We start from the raw sequence: 23829 nt of genomic DNA on the forward strand, positions 1-23829 counted from the left end.
CAGGAAATTGATGATGTGTACTATATGTCAATAAGAATAGGAGCCGAGAAAAAAGCTGAAGAATTAGGATATACAATTATAAAAAATCCATCATTAGACTCGGATAATTTTAATGATTTAATGGGAATTTTAGCTATCGGGCTATTTAATGAAAATCAGGTTAAGCAAATTAAAAGTTTAAATGAGAATGTTGTTTTCATAGGTACCAATTATCCTCTTGATGATTTTGATACTATCAACGGGGATTTTGCACGAGCAACTGAGTTAGCTCTTGAATTTTTAAGGAAAAATGGACATAAGAAAATTGGTTTAATAGGTGCTGAGAATCAATCTAGTCTTTTTGGATACCGAAAATATCGTTCACCATCGATTTATACTTTTATTGATTATATGAAATACCATAATTTATTAAATGAAGATTGGGTTTTTGTAAAGGATACTGATGAACCTAATATAAATGTTGGCGAAGAGTTAATGTCAAAGGTAATAGATCTTCCCCTTGACAACCGTCCAACTGCTTTCTTAATTGTAAATGACTCAATGGCTTTAGGCTGTATGAATATAATGAAAAAAATCAAATCAATATTCCTAATGATATAAGTATTATTGGCATTAATGATTTAGCAGTCACAAAATTCACTTCTCCTCGCCTTTCTACCGTTAAAATATTTACAGAAGAAATGGGCGAAATTGGAATGGAAACTTTAGACTACAGAATCCACAACAGTCCACTTGCACGAAGAATAACAATAGCACCTTACTTATTGAACAGGGAAACTGTTGCATCTATATAAAAAATATTAGTTAAAAATTTGATACGCTCCCCTTAAAGTAGGTTATGAAAAAAATATAACTTCTTTCACGGAGATTCTAAACTACAAAAAACCCTAACAAACGCAAGGTAATAATCCTACTTCAACGTTTGTTAGGGTTAAAATGCATACTTAATCATGCATCTCATTATTTATTAGTCATTTAAAAGACTTGAGGTTTCTTTACGAGATAAGTATTTACTACGCTTAGGAATAATCAAGCTTTGATTGATGCGCGCCATTAAAATTAAGACTACCGAAGCAATCACTGTTGTAGCTAACCAACCACCCCATAATGGCAATTGATTTAAAGCCAATCCATCTACAGCTGGCAATACTATTGGGATGACAACATAACGTAATGCAAAATACACCAGTGAAACCAATAAGCTAGCCGTTACGATATTTAAATAAGTCGAAGATAATCGACGATTATTCAATGTTTTTTGCGTATATTTCGCAAACACCCCTGCAATTCCTGCTGCTAATAATGGAGTAACTTCTGTTAAAATCTTGGTTATCCAATCCCATTCAGGGCGGCTTAATATTAAATTAACGGCACCGGCGATCGCTGCAAAGACAATTGCCGTTGCTGAACCATGGCGCAGACCTAACCAAATTAATGGTACTAAGCCAATGGCTAATGTAACACCTAGGCTTTCTGTTGATTGCCATTCAAAGCCAATCGCCCGCCATAAAACTACCAATGCTGTTGAGATTAATCCATCCATTAATAAACGAGTGGTTCTTTTATTCATTCCAACACCTTCCCTCATTCTTCAGGTTGATAACTTGAAGCTTCCATAATAATTGGTAAGACTACCGGACGACGCTTCGTTTCTTGATATAAATATTTACCAATTTGCTCGCGTAAATCTTGTTTTAATTCATTCCATTCAAAGTCTTCGCTCGCTAAATGTTTATCCAAAATATCTAAAGTCATTGTTGAACACATTTGTAAAATTTCAATGTTTTCTTTGACATAGATAAACCCTCGAGAAGTAATTTGTGGTCCAACTAACACACGACCTAAGCGACGTGAAATAGTTGCGACAATCACAAAAATACCTTCTTCACTTAAAATGCGACGATCACGCAATACTACGCTCCCAATATCGCCAACGCCAATGCCATCAACTAAGACATCCCCCGATTCTACTTGTTGCGTAATTTGGAAACGCCCTTTGTATAGTTCAATGACATCACCAACTGCTGGTATAATCAACTGATCGTCTTCATAGCCCAATTGTTTGGCTACATTCGCATGGGCATGTTGCATGCGATACTCACCATTAACAGGGATAATATATTTAGGCTTTAAGAAACTCATCATCAATTTTAAATCATTGCGGCTTGCATGACCACTAATGATAACCTTATCGGTAATTTCTTCAACGGTTGCGCCACAACGATAGACACTATCTTTAATACGAGCCATTGCTGTTTCAAAGGCTAATGAAGGTGTTGAAGCGATATACACTAAATCACCTTGTTTAATTTTAACTTGACGGTGATGGCCTAAAGCCATTAATTCGATAGCTTTTAATGGTTCCCCTACATCACCAGTTTCTAAAATTAACACTTCATCGTCCGGTGTTTTATCTAGTCGCTTAATTTGACCTAAAACACGTTTGCTTGGAATTGAAATCTTCCCTAATTCAATCGCTAAATCGACAATGTCATATAATTCTTGACCAGAAAAGAAAATCGTACGATTTGAACGATAAGCAGCTTCTAATAATTGTTGAATCCGTGAAATATTACTACCTACACTCGCTACAATAACACGTCCTGGTGCATTCGTAAAAGTTTCCGTTAATTCTTCAACTACTTTATAATCGCTAATACTATCAAAACTTGATTCCGCATTGGCAGAGTCACTTAATAAAGCTAACACGCCCTCTTCACCAATATCTGTCAAACGACCAAACTCCGTGCGATACATTGGACTAGCGGCTGGATCGAAACGGAAATCGCCAGTATAAACAATTTGTCCCTCATCGGTATGAATGACAATTCCCACAGAATCAGGAATCGTATGGGTCGTTCTAAAGAAACTAACCTTTGCGTCTTCAAACTCAATTTCAGTTTTCTCATCAATTTGGAAAAAGCTATCTAAACGATCGGCCAAGCCACGTGCTTTCGCTGAGATAGAAGCAATCCCAATCGTAAATTCCGTACCAAAAACAGGTACATCTATTTCATCTAATAAATATGGCAATGCTCCTACGGCATCGGCATGTCCATGGGTTAAGAAAATGCCTACCACCCGATCTTTATTATCAATTAAATATGAAAAGTCAGGAATAACAAAATCAATCCCCAATAATTCTTCTTCAGGATAAACTAACCCGCAATCTAAGACGAAAATTGAATGATTCACCTCAACTGCGTATAAGTTTTTCCCCTCTTCTCGAACCCCACCTAAGGGTATAATTTTTATTTTACTCATTTTACACCTCGAAATATATTTTAACTGTCTAACTCATAGAATGGGCAATTAGTAGAAATTTGAATGATTTTCGCTTCGTTGGCCAGCCTCACACAGTCGGAAGTGGGAAAGAAGTAGAAAATCGGTTGAATTTCGCTTCGTCTTTATGCCCACTTTCTTAGGACATCATTTAAGACCACTCACCACTACTTCACTTTTAATTATCGAGCAATCACTGGATTGAATTTATACTCAATCTCTTTGAGACGCAGTTTAAGACAACTCAACCCTGTACTGTACGATAAAAAGATGGAACCAAACGAAACTTTTAAAGTTTATGCCCAATCCTAGTTATTTAAAATTATAACACATTTATCCTACTGATAGTAATAAGTTATGTAATAAAACAGTAAATATATGCAAAAGCATTTGTGAAAACGATATTATCTTCATATTTTTACTGAGCAGTTTCCTTTAAGGTACAATCAGTCTTTGTTACAATAAACGAGACAATAGGAATAATGACATATTAATCGATTAATCGTCATTATCAGACGTTTTTCCACAATCTGATTTGTTATTTTATTGAAATCTAAGAATTAACGAAAAGAGGCCATTAGTATGACCTATTTATTACTATTTCTAGAAGGTATCTTAACCTTCATTTCCCCTTGTTTGTTACCCATGATTCCTTTATATTTAGCCTATTTTACTGCTCAAGATGAATCCAAATCAACATTTATTGAAGCATTAAAATTTGTCTTAGGCTTTTCTGTCGTTTTTATCGCGATGAGTGTTTTCGTTAGTACAATTGGAAAATTTATAATTATTAACCGCCAAACAATTCAAGTGGTGACCGGACTGCTATTAGTCTTACTAGGTATTGACCAGTTGCTAGGTCATCGTTTTTCACAAAAAATATTTAAGGGGATGCAAACCAATCGACTACCACTCAACCCCTTTATTTTTGGAATGTTATTTGCAGTAAGTTGGACGCCTTGCGTTGGTGTCTATTTAGCGTCGGCTATGACCTTAGCTCTCAATGCTGACCACCAAATAGAAGCTGTACTGCGTATGATGACTTATGCCTTAGGATTGGGGATTCCTTTTATTTTAAGTGCACTGTTTATTAATGAAAGTAAAGACGTCTTACAACAAATCAAAAAACATACTCATCTCATTCAAACCATCTCAGCGATACTATTAATTGGTTTTGGCTTATTAATCGCAACGGGCTATATTTATCAAATTTTACCGGTCTAATAGGAGGAACAATCTATGAAACGTCTTACCATCTTAGGACTTAGTTTAGTCTTCATTTTTATCTTAGCTTTTACTTTGCAACAACAATTATCAACTTCACCTAAAACAGAGTCACCACTCACTTCTAGCCAGCAAATAGCATCTGAAACTGAGCAATCTGTGAGCGAGCAAACAACAACTGACAATAATGAACAGGCTACTATTGACTCAACCGATAATGAAACTGATAATAATTCTACCGTAGCTGACTCAAATGAAAATAATGAAGCCACCACCGAATTAGCCACTTATAATTCTAACCCTAATCAAACAACTCAAGAGTTGCCGATGATTGAGACCACGCTGGAAACAACGACTATTGCCGAAATGGCTCAAGAAAAAATCTAATTAATACTGATTTACCAGAAACAGTTATTATTGATCAAAATAACCAAAAATATTCCTTGTATCGCTTACTCGATCGCCCGACTATTATCAATGTTTGGGCCAGTTGGTGCCCTCCTTGTCGTGAGGAAATGCCCTACTTCCAGAAACAGTACGACTTACATCATGAAGACATTCAATTTGTCATGTTGAATGCGACGCTATCACGACCAAGTGAAACCGAAGAAGCAGCTAAAGAATATTTAAAAGAATTCAACTACACTATGCCTATTTATTATGACTTAGGATTTAATAATCAAGTCAAACTCGAAACTGCCATCTTACCGTACACGATTGTCGTCCATGCAGATGGTAGCTTTGATCGCTATCCTGGCCAAATGAGTGAAGAACAATTAATCGAAATTATTGATGGTTTACTTGCAGAATAAACGAAAGGGAAAGACGACGTAATTATTGAATAATTTTCAATCCGTCACTTCTCACTATACACTTGGGATTCAGCCAGAGTAGAAGATCGCATGATTCTTTTTTCGTCTGTTCACCCTAGCACAGTGGGAATAGACAATTGGACAATGCACGCTGCGTCCTACCTCCCCATGTAGTTTGGGAGTAGATAATCGGACAATGCACGCTGCGTCTGACCTTCCTGCAAAGTGAAATAGTCTCAAATAAGTCATTAAGATGCCGTTTGAGACCACACAATCACTATAATATAATATATACAGATAAAACCACACAGAATTTTTACCAGCCACTGTGAAAATACTAAAATGGTGCTGGTGATTTTTTCTACCAACACTAAAAATTAAAAACATTCGCAAAGAAATACAGGCTGAAATTCGTATTACATAACGGATTTTAGCCTGTATCTTTACTTTTTTCTCATACTAAATGTTTAGCGAACCCTCACAATAAATAGCCTTTCTCTTGTGGGGTTACACTAAATATTGTAGCGCCTTTAAAATTCTAGCACCTACATTATTTATTTTCTTTTAACAATGCTTCAAATTCATTTAAGCGTTGCTCAAAGACATCTAAAGCAGCATCGATATAGTCACTTTGTGTCATATCTAAACCAGCTGTTTTAATAATGTCAATTGGGTATTGGCTACGACCAGCTTTTAAGTAACCTAAATATTTATCCAATGCGCCCTCTTGTCCTTCTAAAATCGCTTTTGAAAAGGCCGTTGCAGCAGAAAATCCTGTTGCATATTGGAACACATAATAATTATAGTAGAAATGAGGGATACGACTCCATTCTAAAGCAATCTCAGAATCAGAGTTCACAGCCTCACCATAGTATTTACGGTTTAATTCACGATAATTATCTGATAAAAATTGTTGAGTTAAAGGTTGACCGGCGGCATCAGATTGATACATAAAATGTTCAAATTCAGCAAATTGAGTTTGACGATATACAGTCCCTTTCATACCATCTAAGAAATGATTGATAATATATAATCTTACTTGTGGATCTTCATATTTTTCTAATAAATAAGCGGTTAATAAGTTTTCATTAGTAGTCGAAGCAATTTCCGCTAAGAAAATAGAATAGCTACCATAAGTATAGGGTTGATTTTTATGTGTTAAATAACTATGGGCACTATGTCCTAACTCATGTACTAAAGTATATAACCAGTTGACATTATCTTGCCAGTTCATTAGGATATAAGGTTTCGAATCATAAGTCCCTGAAGAATAAGCGCCTGAACGTTTGCCTTTATTTTCATATAAGTCAATCCAACGATCTTCAAAAGCTTCACGCATAATCGCTAAATATTCTTCTCCTAATGGTGCTAACGCTTCTAAAGTAATTGATTTTGCTTCTTCATAAGTCATCTTAATCGGTGCATCGCCTAATAAAGGTGTGTACATATCGTACATTTCTAAATCTTCTAGACCTAATAACTCTTTACGTAAACCAACATAACGATGTAATAAGTCTAAACGTTTATTAACAGTGTCCACTAAAGTATCATAGACCGATTCTGGAATATTATTAGTAAATAAAGCTGCTTGACGTGCTGATTCAAATTTATGCACTTTCGCATCATAATTATTCACTTTAATATTCGTTGATAAAATAGAAGCCATTGTATTTTTAAATTGATCGTAAACTGAATAGAATTTTTCAAAAGTCTCTTTACGCACACGACGGTCAGAACTTTCTAAAAATTTACTATATAAAGAATGCGTTAATTGAACTTCTTTGCCTTCTTCATCCGTAATGGTTGGAAATACTAAATCTGCATTGTTTAATACTCCAAAAGTATTGCTTGCGCCTTGGAATACTTCACTTGCTTGAGCTAATAATAACTCTTGTTCTTGTGGTAAAACATGTGCGCGACCGCGAACCATATTATCTAAATGTTGTTGATAATGTTTTAAACGATCATTTTCTTCGATAAATTGCGTTAAGGTAGCTTCGGGAATGGTATTCAATTCTGGTTCAAAATAAGCGATTGTTTCCCCAAATTGACCATATAATTGAGTTGCTTTGGCATACATTTCTTGATACGTGCTGTTAGTAGCATCTTGATCATTTTTTAAATGTGCATATACATACACATTAGACATTTTACGAGCCGTTTCGCCAATTAAATCCAAGGCATCTGCTAATACTTCTGGCCCTTCTGCTAATTTTCCACTGAATTCAGCTAATTTGGGAAACATGGCTTTGACTGCTTCAGCATCTGCTTCTTGCGCCGCGTCATCAGCATACATGCTTGTTAAATCCCAAGTATATAATTCATTCATCTCTTCACGTGACTTTAATGTTGACACTTGAATTCCTCCTTATATTTCACATGGTTAAATTTTATCACATTGACCTTTTACTTTCCAATGATAGTGTCACTTTTTTTAATATAAAAATGCAAACAGTGATATAAAGCGGAACAAATGTCTTCCAATGGTGATCGTTGGATTAAAGGTAAAGTCGCTAATCTAATCTTCTTTTCATTCACTAATGCGATTAAAATTTGATCAATCGTACTGAGCGTTATCGGACGCTTTGCTTGTTGCATCCGTGCCCAAACTAAAGAGAGCACCATCCACATCGGTGTCTCAATCAAGAATGACTGCCATTGATACTGAAAAATCCAATCGGGTAATCTATCGATAGTTGTACCGGCCTCATGTAATTGATGCATCACAACTTGATAAGCTGGATTTTGCTGATAGGCACGCTTAATCATTAGCACTTTTTCTTGTGCTAAGATTTTTGATTTGAAAGAATAAGGTCGTCCAATCTGTCGTTCAAATTGATCTAGCCAACCACTGGTCAATGATATCACCTCACGCTGACAGTACCACGATTGAGGCGAAAAAATAATCGGCAACTGACTATAACGTATTAATACACGCTTCTTTTCATCCATTCCGAGCCAATAATATCCCCCATCAGGATGATAATGAAGCAACTGTCGTTGCCACGTTGAGACTCGGTGACTTTGCCAATATTTTAAATGGGCAACCCAATAGATTTTAGACGTAATCGATAAATAGGCTTGATGACGTTGTAAAAGTAAATGAGACGAAATTACTGAATTTTGAAACTCTAAAATTATTGGTGGCTCCCTATGATACCAACAATCGACCTGCTGATTAATGCCCGGCAACCAATATTCAAGCTGGGAATTAAAACTGCCTAAGGCTAATAATCTTTTACCTTGTTGATGAATTGCACCTTCACCTTTCAACTGCCTGCCTTGAGAATTATCGGACTGACATTGCATCAAATGGGCAAAAAAATAATTACCTTTACGACTTCTTTTTAAAATCACTGGTTGGTGACAAACAGGACAATGAAAGCTACTTTGTAAAGCAAAGGCTTCTTGAGCATAAATGAGTTGACCGGCTTGATCGATGGCTGCATACAAAAAAACACCCCTGCTTACAAATACGTAAACAAAGGCAGTTTTGCTTCTATCATAAATATTTACCAAAGTAAGTCAAGGTGTCATCTTGACGAATTAATTCACCATATTCTTCTAAAACAGCAACGGTTGTAGCGGTACCTTCACCGAATTCTTTCATCTTCATAATCGTATAAAGTGACTCTTCTTCTAAAATGAGTGGTTCAATATTGGTGATAACAAAATAATAGTGTTTATTCATATAATATAAATCACCTTGAACTGGCGCATCAACCTGCTCTCTAGCAAATTTAATAAAGCCATCTAAATCTTCAAAACGCACAATACTATGATTAGGCAAGACCGAGTTTTTCGCTTTATCTAAAGCCTCTGAAAGTAAATCGCTTAGATTTTCTGGTGATTTTGATGCTTCATCGTCTTCATCGTCAACGTCTTCGATAGCTGGTTCTTCTTTCCTTTTATTAGTAACCGCTTCGCTCTGTTGTCTTCTTCCATGGATTCGTTTTAAAACTTCTTCATCGAAGAGACTATCAATATCCTCAAAGTCTGAACGGCTGATATATAATTCAATTCCGTCATTACTTGGAATTACTTGGAACGTGATAGCTTCAGAATCATAAAATTGACGCTCAACGTCAACCTCTTCCAAGATAGAATAAAAGAATTTTTCAACACTCTTTTGATCACTAATCAAGTCTAAAAAGTTGATACCTCTTTCTTCTAAGTCCTCAACATTAATATAGACTTTAATTAGATTTTCATTAATTCTTTCCATTTCCATCTACTTCACCTCCAATTGGTTTCACTCTAAATTATACAATAGATAAACACAAGTCTCAATAGACATGCATGGGAATATAATAGCAATAAAGCCCACCAATTACAAGCTTTTTCCTCAAACTAAAGTTTGAATTATTAAAAAGCATTCCCCATCATTCTATATAAATTAACCAAACAAATTTTTTCTATTGCTAAAGTTCTAAAAATTGAAAAAAGAGGATTTTTTCCGTAACTCTATCATCTAGATACTAAAAGCGGTAGCTTTTTTTCTAAAGTCTCATTACACCACTTTTATCCCGCGTATTTAGCTTGGCAATCTAAGGATTAATGAGCGTCTCATTCTAACAATAATAAAAGTGAAATGAAAGCACAAAAAAACCGGAACAACGTTCCGGTACCAATTTCAGTATTCTTATTCATTAACAAGAGCTTGCGCACGCGCTAATTCTAAAGCACGAACTTCCCTTGGTAAGAAACGACGAATTTCATCCTCATTAAATCCAATTTGAAGACGTTTTTCATCAATCATAATTGGACGACGTAATAAACCTGGCTCTTTTTGAACTAAGTCGAAGAAGTCGTTTAAGGGCATTTCACTAATATCAATATTCAATTCAGCATAAGCTTTCGAACGAGTTGAAACAATGTCCTCTGTTCCTTCTTCAGTCATTCGTAAAATAGCTTTGATTTCATTTAAAGTTAATGGCTCAGTAAAAATGTTACGTTCTTGATATGGGATGCTATTCTCTTCCAACCATGCTCTTGCCTTACGACATGAAGTACAACTTGGTGTAACATATAATGTTACCATATATGATCATCCTTTCGATCAATTCCGATAGAAACGAGTTACACGTTGATTCGTCAATTACAAGTAAACTTTTATTATCACACACCACAAAACCTAAAAAAGATCATGAAAATAATCTTTATCGTTTACGAGTAATACTACCAACTAATAATATTATAACATCGGAAAGCGTTGATTACAACGCATTTTTTGAAAATGATTAACAGGATTAAATAATTATTAAGTTTTTAAACTGCGCTTTCATAAAAAAATTTGTGCATCTTTTCTTTTATTAGACTAAACTTGACTATTGAATTAAAGATAGTTAATATTATTATAGAACTTTGTAAACACGATTATATCGGCCTATTAATTAAAGTGTTTTCAAATAATGAGAGCTTTATAATCTAATAAACAAGTTTGTGATTAATACCACTTGTATATATTATTTATTTATAAGTACCTTTGAAACTTAACAAATATTTAATAAAAAATAATGTAATAAACTAGCAGTAAGAGAGGATTTTTTGATGAAACCAACTATTTTTTCAGGTGTTCAACCGACAGGAATTCCCACATTAGGTAACTATATTGGCGCAATGAAAGGCTTCGTTGACTTACAACATAACTATGATGCAACTTATTGTATTGTCAACCAACACGCACTAACAGTGCCTCAAGACCCAGCCAAATTAAAAGAACAAACCTTACAACTAGCAGCCCTTTACTTAGCCTTAGGAATTGATCCAAATGTCGCGAATATCTTTGTCCAATCCGATGTGCCTGCCCATTCACAAGCAGCATGGATGGTCATGTGTATGACCGGTATAGGTGAATTGGAACGCATGACTCAATTCAAAGATAAAGCAACCAAGCAAGAAAGTGTTGGCGCTGGTTTATTAGTCTACCCTCCATTAATGGTAGCCGACATTATTTTATATGATGCTCAATATGTGCCGGTTGGTGATGATCAAAAACAACATATTGAATTAACCCGTAACTTCGTTGATCGATTCAATGCTCGTTTTGGCGATGACATCTTAGTAAAACCTGAAGCCATCTTCCCTAAAGCGGGGAGCCGGGTGAAAAGTTTACAAGATCCATTATCAAAAATGAGTAAATCAGACAAAAACGAAAAAAGTTTCATTTTATTATTAGATGAACCAAATGCTATTACTAAAAAAATTAAAGGCGCAGTCACAGACTCTTTAGGAATCGTTAAATATGATGAAGAAAACCAACCCGGTGTCGCAAATCTCTTAAATATCTTCTCAAGTTTAAGCGGACGCACAATTGATGATTTAGTAGAAGATTATGGTGACACTGGATACGGTCGTTTCAAAGGTGATTTAGCCGAATTAGTCGTTGATACTTTAGCACCTATTCAAGAACGCTACCGAAAATTATTAGTCAGTGATGACCTACGTGATATCTTACATACGGGTGCTCAACGCGCGAACGAAAAAGCGTCTGCTACCCTAGCTCGTATGGAAAAAGCAATGGGAATCGGCTACTAATATTGTGTGGTTAACTGCCACAACTTTAAACAATTGACCTCACAGGCCTGTTTCTGTGAGGTTTTTTGTTCATTGGTGTTAGGTTAGGCATTTTTGATTATTGCTAGGAAACACTTTAAGTATGTCGTTTACTTTCTTCTATTTAATGGATTACGCAGTGGTCTCAAACGGTGACTAAATGAGACTAGACATAAACATAATTAATTCAGTCAAGTATCGGTCGGCAATTAAAAACGTAGCGTTGAGTGAACTCAAACTGTGTCTTAATGTCTAATTTTTATGCTTCTCAACTGCTCTTGGTTGACAGATTAACCCAGAATTATTCAAATTTCTACTTCTTGCTTACTCTCTACGGTGTCCTTTTGGCAGACGAATCGGGATCCATTTGACTCTCTACTTCTTGTCCTATCCCTATTGCCCTTTCCTATTTACTCCACACTGCTTATTTAAACAAACAATTGCATTTTATCTAAATTAACAATTTTAAAATAAATTATTTCACTAAACGCTCACCTTATACTTAATTTAATATTTAGCTTTTATTTGCATGAAAACGTGATAAAATCAATTACTAACCCTCTCAAATTGTTTTCAAGATAAACTTATTTCTAAATTACGGTAAGCGTTTCGTTTTACTTTTAAAAATTTTGTTGATACGATTTAATTATCAATTAGAAACATGATAATTGATTAATGGTTAGCTCTAGCCGGCAAAAAGTTAACTTTTGCTAAATGATTATATGTATGTGTCAGTCTAGGATTACTTTAGTCTTAATAGCCAAGAAAAGTAGTAATATTGCCAATACAAATGAAGGAGCGATTAAAATGACAAAATTCATTTACGGAACGTATGAGACGTATGAACAAGCTGCACAAGCAATCGACGAGTTAAAAAATCGTGGTATTAATTCTAGTGACATGGCTATCGCAACAAATAGTCAATATGATAATTTGTTAGATTTAGGTGTTGATGTCTTAGAAGTCGACTCTAATGAAGCGTCTGATAGTTGGTGGCAAAAAATTATTAATATGATTAACCCACTTAATGAAGACGATGACAATGAAGTCAATCAAGAAGAACAATTACAAGAATACCAAGAACTAGTGGCGGACGGTAGTATTGTCGTCTTAGTAGAAGAAGCCTTATTAAATCAAGCGCGTCCAATTAACTTGGACCAAGTTGATACTGATGACAAAGATGGTCATTCACCAGAAGAAATAACATCAAACTCTGAATGGCTTCCATCCGAAGAAGGTGAATTACCTAAGCGGGCCTACGGTAGAAAAGTCGATACGAGTCGCACTGCTGGCATGAAAGGCGTCTATCGTAAAAAAGACATCTTAAGCGATACAACAGATGACCCTATAAGCGACTCAACCAAAGATAAGTTATCTGATTCGGCCAATGATTTAACTAACTTTAAAGCACATGCTGGTACTGATAATGCATTCAATCATTCTCAAAAAGAGGCTGATGCCTTTAAACAACCCTCAACCGGTAAAACTGATTTTTCCAAAGAAGCCCTCATGCACGAAAAAGTTAAAGCGGAGCGTGCAGAAAGGCAATCCGCTGAATTAGTTAATCATCAACCAAATGAATTTAATCATGACAATGATTCATTGAAATTGGAAGAGTATCCTGGTGGTGAACCAACGCGTGAAATGATTGAAGATGAAAGTGTCATTGATCCTACGAATTTACAAGATGATCAACGTGAGTTTAAAGCTTATTCTCAAGATAAAGATGCCCATCAGTCGCCGATAAATAATCCGATTGATGATGCACCCCAGTCAAATGAAACAATGTATAAGCAACAGCATGCTAATCCAATAGATGGTCCAACTGATACTTCCTATCGCGAAGTCGTTGATCCACCCATTGAAGATCCGATGATTGATGCAGCTGAACGACCAGCCAATGATCCTTATTTAGGACGAATGAACCAAAATATGACCGAATATCAAGCTAATCAAGTTGAGAAAGGAATCCAACAATCTGATTCTGTCCTTGAACGTTATAGCGACCAATTAGAAAAAGATACTTTCCCACCTGAACCCGATGAAACAGATTATCGTCGTTTCGATTCTTGATCGAAAAGCGAATCTTCTAGATGATTAACCTGAAACTTGTTATTCAAGTGATAGTGGTTCAGCATCGACTATGCCTTCAACTCTAACTAATGAAGAGGCATAGTGCTATATAACTTTATGATTCACTAATATGGGTGTAGAAAGAATCACATCGTGTGACGATGACCTGGTTATTGAGTTAAAATAAAGTTCGATAATTTTATCATATTTTATAAAACCTATTCACGTTTGTATCAAATTTCCAATCCTATTTTAGATTTTACGATAGATGACATAAAAGTTACACTCATCATATAGATGAAATCAACTCAATAGTCGCACCCATATTATGAAAACAATAGACGAGTTAAACGCATTAGAAGTAATTCCTTCCGCGTATAACTCGTCTTATTTTATATGAAGTATTGACAATGTTGTATTAATTTTAGTTTGGAATTATACTTTTTGATTCAATACTTCATTTATTTTCATTCGGCTTATCCATTAATAATCGTAAGCCATTTAAAATAACCAAAATCGTGGAGCCCTCATGGAAAACGACCGCTAAAGGTAAAGGTAAAATACCGATGATATTTAAGATGATTAAAGTAATAATCACCCCTATAGCAAAAATAACATTTTGTAAGATTAATTTGTTTAATTTTTGACTTAGTTTAAAGCTATAAAATAATTTTGACAAATCATTTTTAACAATGACGACGTCAGAAGATTCCATGGCGACTGACGAACCGGACCCCATCGCAATCCCAATATTAGCATTGGCTAATGCCGGCGCATCATTAATCCCATCACCAATCATACCGACAACATGTTCTTTCTCTTGCTCTTCAAAGACATATTGAATCTTATCTTCTGGCAATAAGCTTGCTTTATAATGTTCAATTCCAATCTCATCAGCAACTAAAGACGCAACTTGCTCATTGTCCCCTGTTAATAAGACCACATCAATGCCTTCATCGCTAAAATTAGCTACTGCATTTTTCGATTCTTCACGAATTTTATCCGCTAAAGTAATGTATCCCACAACTTCGTTACCTTGCGCTACCATAACCGCCGTTAAACCTGCTTGTAGTGCTTCTAAATAATGATTAGGGTCAGCATAATCCATAAAGTCACTTGGTTTACCTAAACGAATCGAACCTTTTTCCAGCCCTGATCCAGAAATTTCTTTTACTGGTATCGCTTGATCGACCGATTCTAACGAAATATTACTAAAATGCTTCACAATCGCTTTGGCAATTGGATGCGAAGAAGACTGTTCCATATAAACAACTTCTGCAATGACTTCTTCGGGTAATTGTGCTTCAACCACCTCAAATTTACCATATGTTAACGTACCCGTTTTATCAGAAAATAACATATCCATTGTAGATAGAGCTTCCATTGCGGCTCCACCCTTGAATAAAATACCATTTCTAGCACCATTTGAAATTGCCGCTAACGTAGCCGGTGTTGCTGAAGCGACCAAAGCACATGGACTCGCAACCGTTAAGAACACCATTCCTCGATAAAACGATTCTTGGAAAGTTAAACCTCTTCCATACATTAAAATCAATATGAAAATCGGCACTGCGATTAAGACCGCAATCACATATTTATTTTCAATACGATCAATAAATTTAGATATATTAGACGGACGACGTTCGGCCTCTTCAACCATATGAATAATATTAGAGAACACAGTTTCATGTGATAATTTGGTTACTTCCATCTGAATAGAGTCACCTAAGTTAATAGTACCCGCAAACACATCGTCCCCTACTACTTTACTAACCGGCACCGATTCACCTGTTAAAGCAGCCTCATTGAAATTAGATTCACGATCGATTTTGCCATCAATGGGCACTTGAGCCCCTTTTGCCACTACAATCGTATCTCCTAAATTTAACTCATCAACCGATACTTCTTTAGTTTCCCCATTAGGTAATAATAATTGCGCTGTTTTTGGAACTTGTGACATTAACTCTTCGATGGCACGAGTTGAACGCCCATCGGCATATTCTTCCATCAAACCTGAGATAGCGAAAATTAATAATAATAATGCCCCTTCAGATTCATAATTAATTAAACAGGCACCTAAAGCTGCTAGCACCATTAATAAGTCAACATTTAATTTCCTATCATTAATAGTATCTGTTATCGCATGTTTAGTAGCAAAAAAACCTAAGAAAAAGATTGAAATATAGAAAAAGATTTTACTTAATACTGGGTTCATCCCCATCGTAATAAAACCTAATACTAAAGCAATTACACCAAATATTAGAAAACGCCCTTGCATCGAGCTGGTTAAAAATTTAAACATCGTTCCTCAACCTTTCATTTAATCAAAACCGACCATATCTTTACGACAATTAAATAATAAAAAATAATTCCTTATTTATATTCATTATAAATAAATTCGAACAACAATTCAAGGTGTGTAAACGTTTTTATTTAGAATAATTATAATCATTGTAAAGATAACGATTAAGAAACCCATACACAAAAAGATTCCGCAAAAAAAGTGGCTAGCAGTAGCGAATATAATCATTACACTACCACTGCCACCAAAAAAAGGTTAAGTCGATATAGATAAGAGCCAAGGGAGTAGACCAGAAGTAGAAAATCGAATAATTTTCGCTTCGTCGGCCTACCCTCGCACAGATGAGTAGGCCTCAAACTACGTCTTTCGACTTGTTTGAGGCCACTCAACCACTGCGTTTTTTATTAGTGCAGTAACTGTACATAGATTTGCAAGTTGCTGTCTAACCTCTTTAAGACGCAGTTTGAGGCCACTCAATCCCAACGCTTTCATTAATAAAAAACGGCTAAAATTTAATTGGCTTATATAACCCCACTCTCGCATTTATTGCACATATGACCTGAAAAATGCTTCAAGCTAATCTCTAGGTCTTACTTCTATTATTGTATTTCTTTTAAGCGAGTGTTTAATTGATAACGATCATTAAAGAATGAGCGATAAGACAAATACGTCGCAATGATCATCGCAAAGGAAGTCCCCCCAATAATCATAAACATCACCATAATTTGATAGACAATCGCTTTTAAAGGATCGACACCCGCTAACATTAACCCTGACATCATCCCAGGTAAACTCACGATACCAGTCGTTTTAATCCCATCGACTGTTGGTTGAATCCCATTTTTAATCGTCAATTGAATGACATTATGCGACGCTTGATAAGGATTGGCGCCTAAAGAAATTTTCTCTAAAACCGCTTGTTCTTGATCTTTATATAATTGGAATAAATTTGAGTAAACTAACCCGACTGATTTCATCGAGTTCCCGACAATCATCCCGGTAACCGGAATCATTTGTGACGGGATAAATTTTAAGTTTCCAGACAGAACTAAGATAGACAATGTTAAAACAGTCGTCGAAGCTAATGCAATAAAGGAAACCAATAAAGGTTGATTTAATCCTTTACCACGATTAGCGGCATTGATGGAGGCATTAATCACAATTACTAAGATCATACCTGACGTTAACCAAAAATTGTCCATTTCAAAGACATAACCTAAAACATAAGCTACGGCTACTAATTGAACAATCATTCGAATAACGGCCCAGACAATTTCTTTTTCTAATTTTAATTTCTCACGATATGAAATACCAATCGCCATTAACACAAAGACAAAAGCTAAGACTAATGAAAATGGTGATGCTTGTAAATTATTACTCATTAACATCACTTCCTTCCGCTAATTTCACAATTTCAATTTTACGGTCTGTCATTTCATGCTCTTCATCTAAATGACTGACCATTAAGATAGTAGCACCATGCTCTTGATGATATCTTTCAAGCCATGACCAAATAATTTGACGCGTATTAAAATCTAATGCACTCGAAATCTCATCTAATAACAGGACTTTCGAAGGATACATTAAATTACGAATCAAGGCAACACGTTGACGTTCGCCTCCAGATAAAGATTTAATATTTTTATCTAAAAAACTTTGCGATAAATCCACATTGTTTAACATTTCAATCGCACGTTGTTCATCAAATTCTTCATGACGAATTTCGTAAGGAAAAGCTAAATTATCACGGACCGTATCACCGAATAAACTCGGTGTTTGATAAAAATAAGAAACAATTTGACGCAATTCAATCGGTGAGTAGTCATTGACATCTTTTCCTAATAATTGATAACTGCCACTCACTTTCAAAGTTGGGTCATTTAATTGAGCCAAAAACTTTAAGACTGTACTCTTACCACTACCTGATTGACCCGTAATGGAAACAAATTCTCCTTGTTGTATTTCAAATGATAACTGATTGATAATTGCTTGCCTTTCATTAGCAATCGACAAATTATCGACTTTAATAATCGTTGTCATAAAAACCTTCCTTACATCTAATATTCTAAAGTTGTGAGTTATAAACCATTTTAATTATAACAGTTCTAAATAACCCTATACACTCTATTAAATACTTTTACCGACTATAAGTCAAGCCAATTGATTATAAGAAGTTAATTTTACCGTTTCCTTTAACTAAGCGAGATAACGATCGCAAGAATCTGCAGTATCAATATAATTGAAGCGCCAATATTATTAAATTGTACTAACTCTTGAATTTAATTAGACGTTTTATGAAGTGTAATTTGGTAAGCAATCAATAATATAATAATTAACCTTATCGACTATCAACTCGCATGACATCCTTTATACTAAACCCCAACTAAACAATGTTGTCTATCCCACCTATTGATTATTTGATAATATAACCTACTAACTCATTATGTAAATCAAATGCTTCTTTTAGAAATTCAATCACCGCATCATAGGTTTGGCATACATCTTTTGGGGTGGAAAAGTGATTGGTAATCTCATCTAATCGTCTAAATTCATAAGAAACTTCCATCGGCCTTTTTTATTATTCCCCAAAATATTTTGGTATAAATTTTGGATTTCTATTACTTCTGGATGATTTTTTACATGCACTTTGGAAATTGCTTGGATGTATGAATTCATTTGTTTTTCATTATCTAATAGGAAAATACTTAATTGTGACATGACGATTGCTCCTTATTTTTATTTGATTCTGATATCTGGTAACCTATCGCTTCAATTTTTTCTTTAATTATCTCCATATTAACTACTGTCTCTTCAAAATTAAATTTTAATTTGCTTGAATTAATAATGGAACAACTCCCAAAACCCCTGCGACTAAAAAACTAAAATCAGTGACCACACTCATTTTGAAAAGCCAATGGTTACTAAAAGCAAGAATTATGAGTAATAATTGAAACAACATAAGCGTATTTTTGTGATTAAAAAACCATCTTTTCATTTTTTACCCACTTACAATCAAAGTATATCTTAAGAATTGATTAAAAAAATTGGCCTACATCAAGATTTGTCCATTATTATACTCATTCAGTAAAATGCAAAGTAAAAAAATCAAATTCTTATTTATTATTTCGTCCCTACTATCTCCTATTAACCGCAACGAAAATTTATAATTGATAAAAAAATCTCTCCCTAAAGTAGTGTGTCATTCCAACTGTCTACTTTAAGGAGAGTTTATATAGCATTCTTTAAGGTTTGAAAATAATTTAAAAGTCCAAAGAATAATTGATAAAAATTCCTTGGACTTATTAAATCACCTTTAATCTATGATAGAATTATCGACAACTAATTAAGTTAACTTTCGAATGATTGACTAATATCTCTATCAAACAGGTCATCTATTTTTCTGAAGCACCACTAGATGCATCGACTGCAGTGATAGTTGTATTGGCTGATTTAGCTTCTTGAGCAGAAGCACCACTCGTTGCATCTGCTTCAGGGCTGACATCTGTATGACCTTTAGATGAAGCACCACTCGTTGCATCGACTGATGTCGCCACTTCACTTGTTGCACTGACTAATTTTTGTCCAGTCTCATTTAAATACCAGTCTAACCACGGTTTAAAATTAAAGACTACTTCATTAATACCAGCATACGATCCATCAGCATGATGTATGGCTTCATAATGATGCACATTGATAATATCTTTGCCCGTTCCCGGAACTATGGTTCTAAAATAGTCTTGATTACCGGCGCGTAAATTCGCAATTAAATATTCCACATTTTTATATGTGCGTGGAGGATGAACGGTTCCTAAACGATTTCCTGATTGAGACGGTATACGCGGCGCCATCATTGTATTAGCATTTTGCGCATGATTATAATATAAGAATTGATTATTTTCATCCGCAAATGTGACTTCAAATGGTAAAGCTCGTAAGAATCGGTCTAATTGATTAACAGTTAGCACCCCATGGTCTAAACGTACATAATCATTTCCCTCTGCTGCTCCAACTACTTCAGCAGCCTTCTCCACCCACTCTGGATCATCAGGGTCAACTTCAGTGATAGTTGTTTCGATTGGGTTATTACAAAATAAATCTTCAGGTTGTGTCGGTAGTGGTTCTTGTAAAGGTTTAATAACCTCAATATATTTAACAAAATTTTCCAAACAAGTTCTTAAAAAAGTAACTGTCCCAGCACTTTTAATATTTCCCATATCATCAAATGCTTCTTTTGCTTTACCTAATAAAAACTCATTTCCTGGTAAAACATATGCCTGAACACCTGGTGCATCTAAAATTTTTCGTAAATGTACTTGAGCACGTGATGTACCTTGCTCCAAATACGAAGCCCCCATTATCATGACCGGTTTATTTTTGAATGGGTGTAATTTAAATGATAACCACTCTAAGGTGCTTTTTAAAGCCGCTGGGATGGTATGATTATGTTCAGGTGTTGCAATAATCACACCATCGCAACGAATTAATTTATTATAAATATACTGAACAGCAAAACTATCTGACTGATCAAAATCTTGATTAAACATTGGAACATCTTTTATTTCCAATAGTTCTAACTCGAATAAATCTTTAAATTCTTTCTGTATAAATTGTAATAACTTACGGTTATAAGATATTTCGGCATTTGAACCTACAATTCCAATCAATTTCACTTAACATCGCTCCTTTACTTATTTTTCCCAAGAAAAGTTTTTAACTTGTTCCTCCATTGCCTTTTTAGCTTCAACTAATTGTGCAGTAAATTCGATAAATAGTGTAAAATCTGCAAAAATTTGTTCTAGATCATTTACTAATTTCTCGTCCTTCAAATTACCTTCTTCATCAAAAGCTTGAAGAGAATTTCCTAATAAAAATTCTGAACTTGGTAGCACACGTGCTTTTACTTCAGGGGCATCTAATATTTGTCTTAATTGACTTTGAGCTCTTGAAGATCCTAATGTCCCATATGATGCTCCAGTAATCATTATAGGTTTATTTAATAATGGATAAATACCATAAGACAACCAAGCAATTGCATTCATCAAAACAGCAGGACAAGAATGATCATACTCAGGAGTCGAAATAATCACTCCATCAGCAGATTCAATTTTATCAGCTGCTTTTTGCACTGCTTCTGGAACCGTTTTATCAACGGGTTTATTAAAAACTGGAAATTCATAAATCTCAATTAATTCAATTTCTGCTTTATCACTAAATTTTTTCTGTATAAATTCCAATAATTGTCTATTAGTAGACTTAATTGAATTCGTACCAACAATTCCAATCAGTTTCACTTTTTATACACCTCATTTTGTTAATATTTGATTCCTCTTGCCAAAATCTAACAATACCTAAGTTTGTAACTTTTAATAAAAACATTCCAAGAAGAGAGCACATCAACTATAAAAAATCCGATGTTCTAGGCTTTAATCGATATTACAAATTCACTAATATTTTCTTAGTCTTTTGAACATTCTTCATCTATAAATTAATTTTATTTTAACATTGAAATTATATATTCACAAATGAAAATCTGATGTTTTTTTAAAAAAACATCAGATTTTCCTAATCACTTAGTATAGTGTCAAGCTACTAATTTTCATATTGTAGTAAGCCGTCGAAATTAATAATTTTAATCTTTCTTGGAGATAAAGATTCAATGATATTTAAAGTTTCCAATTCTTTAAATTTTCGACTAATCGTTTCAGGTGTGGTCCCCAAAAAAGCGGCTAACTCTTTTCTTGATAGTTCCAAGTTGATAAGATGAGCATCAGATGCTTGACCAGGTAGCTGCCCTAATAAATAATTGACGAGTCGTGTACCAACAGACTCGTTCGCTACGCGTGAGGTCATCTTTTCTGAAGCTTGTAAACGACGCGACATTTCTTCCAAAATTTTTAATGATACGGCCGGATAACTTAAAAGAACCTCTTTAAAATCATCAGCATAAAGTTGACATACCTTAGTATCAACCAAAGCATACGCATAGTCCTCATATTGCCTATCTTGTGAAAACAAGCTCCATTCTCCAATAAAATCACCCGGTTTCAAAATTCGAATTAGCTGTTCCTTTCCAGATTCTAAAAGATGAAACAAACGAACAGCGCCACTTTGAATAATGTATAAAGTATTAGTAGACTCCTCAGCACGAAACAAATACTCGCCTTTTTTAAACTCAACAGCATGAATCTTTTGGTGAATCAGCGCTAACGAGTCTGCTTCTAAATGATTAAAGATTGGGACTTGCAGCATACAATGATGTTCTGTTAAACACTTAGATTTAATGATACTAAAACCTCCTTTCGATTATTAAGACTAAATTTTTATCAAATTTGTCGCTCTAAACCATTAATTTAAATAGCGTTGGTACTATCTATTTGATTTATCAATACCCCTTGAAAATCAATTAAAAATTTTCTAATTATTGATAAACAGACGATTGTGTAATCCCTTTGAACAAAACACTTCATTTTCATTAGTAATCACAATTACCTCTAATTCAGGATGCTGTGCTACTTCGTTCATAATCATTTGAATATCTTTCCCAAATAAACGGGTCGTCCAGATCTCACAGTCGACGGATTTTTTAGAAACAATCGTAATACTGTCGATATTAGTTGCCATCGGATACCCTGTCTTCGGATCGAAAATATGATGGTACCGCTGTCCATTCAATTCAAGCACCCGTTCATAAACTCCTGATGTTACAACGGACTCTTCTGCTATTTTTAAAAGCGCAATATTTTCGCCACGAGCTTTCTGAGGATTTTGAATTCCAATCACCCATAATTGATCAGCGTGATGCACCGCTGGGCCAAAGGTTAAGACATTACCCCCTAAATTGATAAAACCTGACATAACACCTCGATCTTTTAACATCGCACAAACTTTATCGGCGATATACCCTTTCGCAATGGCTCCTAAATCGATTTTCATACCAGGTTCCATTAAATAAACCGAATAATCCCATTTATTTAACTGAACCTTTTTAGGATTGGTCAAAGCTAATTGCTTCATAATCTCTGTATCGGTCGGCAATTGCGCATCATCAAAGCCAATACGCCATAATTGAACCACTGGTCCCATCAAGATATTCAAATGACTTCCAGGAGCCAAACTATGTGATAAACCTAATTCAATTAGCTCAAATAATTCAGGATGGACCATAACAGGTTGCACACCGGCATTTAAGTTAATTTGCATCAACTCGGAACGACTATCATTGGCACTAAAACGCATATTATATTGGTGTAATAATGACTCCGCTTCATCCAAAATCGATTCAGCATCGTGATGTAAAATTTTAATTTCGATAATAGTTCCCATTAAACGAATTTTTCTACTGCTGAATTTCATAGTATGCTCCTAACTTTTACATAATCAACTAAGTCTATTGTAGACTTTTATAAGCGTTTCCTCAAGTGAAGTTTTATCAATATCATTATTAATACTAAAAAGTAGGATTCAAAGTCATTTAATTACGAGACAAACTAATGGCTCTTCTGCAATCTTTCATAAAGTTATAGTACCAATAAATTACAAACACTTGGGGTTGTATAAGCCAATGTTCATAAAAATATTTCA

The 23829-nt window shown here is 34.8% G+C and carries 22 protein-coding genes; 7 read left to right on the plus strand and 15 right to left on the minus strand.

Going from position 1 to position 23829, the window contains the following annotated elements; genetic code table 11:
* Positions 1 to 24: 24 nt before the first annotated feature.
* Both LB888_RS01590 and LB888_RS12110 read left to right on the plus strand, forming a co-directional pair.
* A complete protein-coding gene (locus LB888_RS01590; protein ID WP_318753341.1) occupies positions 25 to 600 on the plus strand; it encodes a substrate-binding domain-containing protein in 576 nt (191 codons plus the stop codon).
* An 11-nt stretch (positions 601 to 611) separates the two neighbouring features.
* The gene (locus tag LB888_RS12110) at positions 612 to 794 is read left to right on the plus strand and encodes a hypothetical protein (RefSeq protein WP_412928319.1); all 183 of its coding nucleotides are present in this window, start codon (positions 612 to 614) and stop codon (positions 792 to 794) included.
* A 173-nt stretch (positions 795 to 967) separates the two neighbouring features.
* On the opposite strand, the gene LB888_RS01595 is transcribed toward LB888_RS12110, so the two are convergent.
* Positions 968 to 1570: an energy-coupled thiamine transporter ThiT gene (locus LB888_RS01595; RefSeq protein WP_311919637.1), complete on the minus strand. Its 603-nt coding sequence runs from the start codon at positions 1568 to 1570 to the stop codon at positions 968 to 970.
* Positions 1571 to 1584: 14 nt separating this feature from the next.
* Complete coding sequence (locus LB888_RS01600) at positions 1585 to 3264, minus strand: ribonuclease J (protein WP_318753342.1); 1680 nt, start codon at positions 3262 to 3264, stop codon at positions 1585 to 1587.
* Positions 3265 to 3864: 600 nt separating this feature from the next.
* Between LB888_RS01600 and LB888_RS01605 the strand changes: the two genes are divergently transcribed.
* From LB888_RS01605 to LB888_RS01615, 3 genes are read left to right on the plus strand one after another with little or no spacing between them, the layout of a single operon-like run.
* Positions 3865 to 4506 (plus strand): cytochrome c biogenesis CcdA family protein, encoded by a 642-nt coding sequence (locus LB888_RS01605; protein ID WP_318753343.1) that lies wholly within the window; start codon positions 3865 to 3867, stop codon positions 4504 to 4506.
* A 15-nt stretch (positions 4507 to 4521) separates the two neighbouring features.
* Complete coding sequence (locus LB888_RS01610; protein ID WP_318753344.1) at positions 4522 to 4893, plus strand: hypothetical protein; 372 nt, start codon at positions 4522 to 4524, stop codon at positions 4891 to 4893.
* Positions 4893 to 5318, plus strand: a complete 426-nt coding sequence (locus LB888_RS01615) for a TlpA disulfide reductase family protein (RefSeq protein WP_318753939.1) — start codon at positions 4893 to 4895, stop codon at positions 5316 to 5318. Before LB888_RS01610 ends, LB888_RS01615 begins: the two co-directional genes overlap by 1 nt.
* A gap of 550 nt (positions 5319 to 5868) precedes the next feature.
* On the opposite strand, the gene pepF is transcribed toward LB888_RS01615, so the two are convergent.
* The 4 genes from pepF to spxA all read right to left on the minus strand — a co-directional run bounded on the left by pepF (position 5869) and on the right by spxA (position 10359).
* Complete coding sequence (gene pepF, locus LB888_RS01620; RefSeq protein WP_318753940.1) at positions 5869 to 7647, minus strand: oligoendopeptidase F; 1779 nt, start codon at positions 7645 to 7647, stop codon at positions 5869 to 5871.
* 77 nt (positions 7648 to 7724) lie between these two features.
* Positions 7725 to 8771 (minus strand): competence protein CoiA family protein, encoded by a 1047-nt coding sequence (locus tag LB888_RS01625; RefSeq protein ID WP_318753345.1) that lies wholly within the window; start codon positions 8769 to 8771, stop codon positions 7725 to 7727.
* Positions 8772 to 8820: 49 nt separating this feature from the next.
* On the minus strand, positions 8821 to 9549 hold the full coding sequence (locus tag LB888_RS01630) for an adaptor protein MecA (protein ID WP_318753346.1): 729 nt from the start codon (positions 9547 to 9549) through the stop codon (positions 8821 to 8823).
* A 411-nt stretch (positions 9550 to 9960) separates the two neighbouring features.
* Positions 9961 to 10359, minus strand: a complete 399-nt coding sequence (gene spxA, locus LB888_RS01635) for a transcriptional regulator SpxA (protein ID WP_318753347.1) — start codon at positions 10357 to 10359, stop codon at positions 9961 to 9963.
* Between the two features lie 509 nt (positions 10360 to 10868).
* Between spxA and trpS the strand changes: the two genes are divergently transcribed.
* Together trpS and LB888_RS01645 are read left to right on the plus strand one after the other, a co-directional pair.
* Positions 10869 to 11855, plus strand: a complete 987-nt coding sequence (gene trpS, locus LB888_RS01640) for a tryptophan--tRNA ligase (RefSeq protein ID WP_318753348.1) — start codon at positions 10869 to 10871, stop codon at positions 11853 to 11855.
* A gap of 825 nt (positions 11856 to 12680) precedes the next feature.
* Entirely contained in the window at positions 12681 to 13946 is a 1266-nt protein-coding gene (locus tag LB888_RS01645) for a general stress protein (protein WP_318753349.1), read from the plus strand.
* Between the two features lie 457 nt (positions 13947 to 14403).
* On the opposite strand, the gene LB888_RS01650 is transcribed toward LB888_RS01645, so the two are convergent.
* The 9 genes from LB888_RS01650 to LB888_RS01690 all read right to left on the minus strand — a co-directional run bounded on the left by LB888_RS01650 (position 14404) and on the right by LB888_RS01690 (position 23601).
* Positions 14404 to 16248, minus strand: a complete 1845-nt coding sequence (locus LB888_RS01650) for a heavy metal translocating P-type ATPase (protein WP_318753350.1) — start codon at positions 16246 to 16248, stop codon at positions 14404 to 14406.
* Between the two features lie 599 nt (positions 16249 to 16847).
* The gene (locus LB888_RS01655) at positions 16848 to 17630 is read right to left on the minus strand and encodes an ABC transporter permease (protein ID WP_318753351.1); all 783 of its coding nucleotides are present in this window, start codon (positions 17628 to 17630) and stop codon (positions 16848 to 16850) included.
* Positions 17623 to 18288, minus strand: coding sequence for an ATP-binding cassette domain-containing protein (locus LB888_RS01660; protein ID WP_318753352.1), 666 nt, complete (start codon positions 18286 to 18288; stop codon positions 17623 to 17625). Before LB888_RS01660 ends, LB888_RS01655 begins: the two co-directional genes overlap by 8 nt.
* A 495-nt stretch (positions 18289 to 18783) precedes the next feature.
* The gene (locus tag LB888_RS01665) at positions 18784 to 18966 is read right to left on the minus strand and encodes a hypothetical protein (protein ID WP_318753353.1); all 183 of its coding nucleotides are present in this window, start codon (positions 18964 to 18966) and stop codon (positions 18784 to 18786) included.
* 106 nt (positions 18967 to 19072) lie between these two features.
* Positions 19073 to 19243, minus strand: a complete 171-nt coding sequence (locus LB888_RS01670; RefSeq protein WP_318753354.1) for a hypothetical protein — start codon at positions 19241 to 19243, stop codon at positions 19073 to 19075.
* Positions 19244 to 19640: 397 nt separating this feature from the next.
* A complete protein-coding gene (locus LB888_RS01675; protein WP_318753355.1) occupies positions 19641 to 20918 on the minus strand; it encodes an NAD(P)H-dependent oxidoreductase in 1278 nt (425 codons plus the stop codon).
* Positions 20919 to 20936: 18 nt separating this feature from the next.
* The gene (locus tag LB888_RS01680) at positions 20937 to 21539 is read right to left on the minus strand and encodes an NADPH-dependent FMN reductase (RefSeq protein WP_318753356.1); all 603 of its coding nucleotides are present in this window, start codon (positions 21537 to 21539) and stop codon (positions 20937 to 20939) included.
* Positions 21540 to 21837: 298 nt separating this feature from the next.
* Entirely contained in the window at positions 21838 to 22497 is a 660-nt protein-coding gene (locus LB888_RS01685; protein WP_318753357.1) for a Crp/Fnr family transcriptional regulator, read from the minus strand.
* Between the two features lie 165 nt (positions 22498 to 22662).
* Entirely contained in the window at positions 22663 to 23601 is a 939-nt protein-coding gene (locus LB888_RS01690) for an FAD:protein FMN transferase (protein WP_318753358.1), read from the minus strand.
* Positions 23602 to 23829 lie beyond the last annotated feature (228 nt).

It is taken from the genome of Globicatella sp. PHS-GS-PNBC-21-1553, assembly GCF_033564055.1.
GTDB lineage: Bacteria > Bacillota > Bacilli > Lactobacillales > Aerococcaceae > Globicatella > Globicatella sulfidifaciens.

Bases quoted from the DNA above. Each gene is read 5' to 3' on its own strand.
- LB888_RS01630 (WP_318753346.1), bottom strand. From the start codon at position 9,549: ATGGAAATGGAAAGAATTAATGAAAATCTAATTAAAGTCTATATTAAT.
- LB888_RS01660 (WP_318753352.1), bottom strand. From the start codon at position 18,288: ATGACAACGATTATTAAAGTCGATAATTTGTCGATTGCTAATGAAAGG.
- LB888_RS01645 (WP_318753349.1), top strand. From the start codon at position 12,681: ATGACAAAATTCATTTACGGAACGTATGAGACGTATGAACAAGCTGCA.
- LB888_RS01665 (WP_318753353.1), bottom strand. From the start codon at position 18,966: ATGTCACAATTAAGTATTTTCCTATTAGATAATGAAAAACAAATGAAT.
- LB888_RS01605 (WP_318753343.1), top strand. From the start codon at position 3,865: ATGACCTATTTATTACTATTTCTAGAAGGTATCTTAACCTTCATTTCC.
- LB888_RS01600 (WP_318753342.1), bottom strand. From the start codon at position 3,264: ATGAGTAAAATAAAAATTATACCCTTAGGTGGGGTTCGAGAAGAGGGG.
- LB888_RS01690 (WP_318753358.1), bottom strand. From the start codon at position 23,601: ATGAAATTCAGCAGTAGAAAAATTCGTTTAATGGGAACTATTATCGAA.
- LB888_RS01610 (WP_318753344.1), top strand. From the start codon at position 4,522: ATGAAACGTCTTACCATCTTAGGACTTAGTTTAGTCTTCATTTTTATC.
- pepF (WP_318753940.1), bottom strand. From the start codon at position 7,647: ATGAATGAATTATATACTTGGGATTTAACAAGCATGTATGCTGATGAC.
- trpS (WP_318753348.1), top strand. From the start codon at position 10,869: ATGAAACCAACTATTTTTTCAGGTGTTCAACCGACAGGAATTCCCACA.
- LB888_RS01670 (WP_318753354.1), bottom strand. From the start codon at position 19,243: ATGAAAAGATGGTTTTTTAATCACAAAAATACGCTTATGTTGTTTCAA.
- LB888_RS01685 (WP_318753357.1), bottom strand. From the start codon at position 22,497: ATGCTGCAAGTCCCAATCTTTAATCATTTAGAAGCAGACTCGTTAGCG.
- LB888_RS01655 (WP_318753351.1), bottom strand. From the start codon at position 17,630: ATGAGTAATAATTTACAAGCATCACCATTTTCATTAGTCTTAGCTTTT.
- LB888_RS01650 (WP_318753350.1), bottom strand. From the start codon at position 16,248: ATGTTTAAATTTTTAACCAGCTCGATGCAAGGGCGTTTTCTAATATTT.
- LB888_RS01590 (WP_318753341.1), top strand. From the start codon at position 25: ATGTCAATAAGAATAGGAGCCGAGAAAAAAGCTGAAGAATTAGGATAT.
- spxA (WP_318753347.1), bottom strand. From the start codon at position 10,359: ATGGTAACATTATATGTTACACCAAGTTGTACTTCATGTCGTAAGGCA.
- LB888_RS01595 (WP_311919637.1), bottom strand. From the start codon at position 1,570: ATGAATAAAAGAACCACTCGTTTATTAATGGATGGATTAATCTCAACA.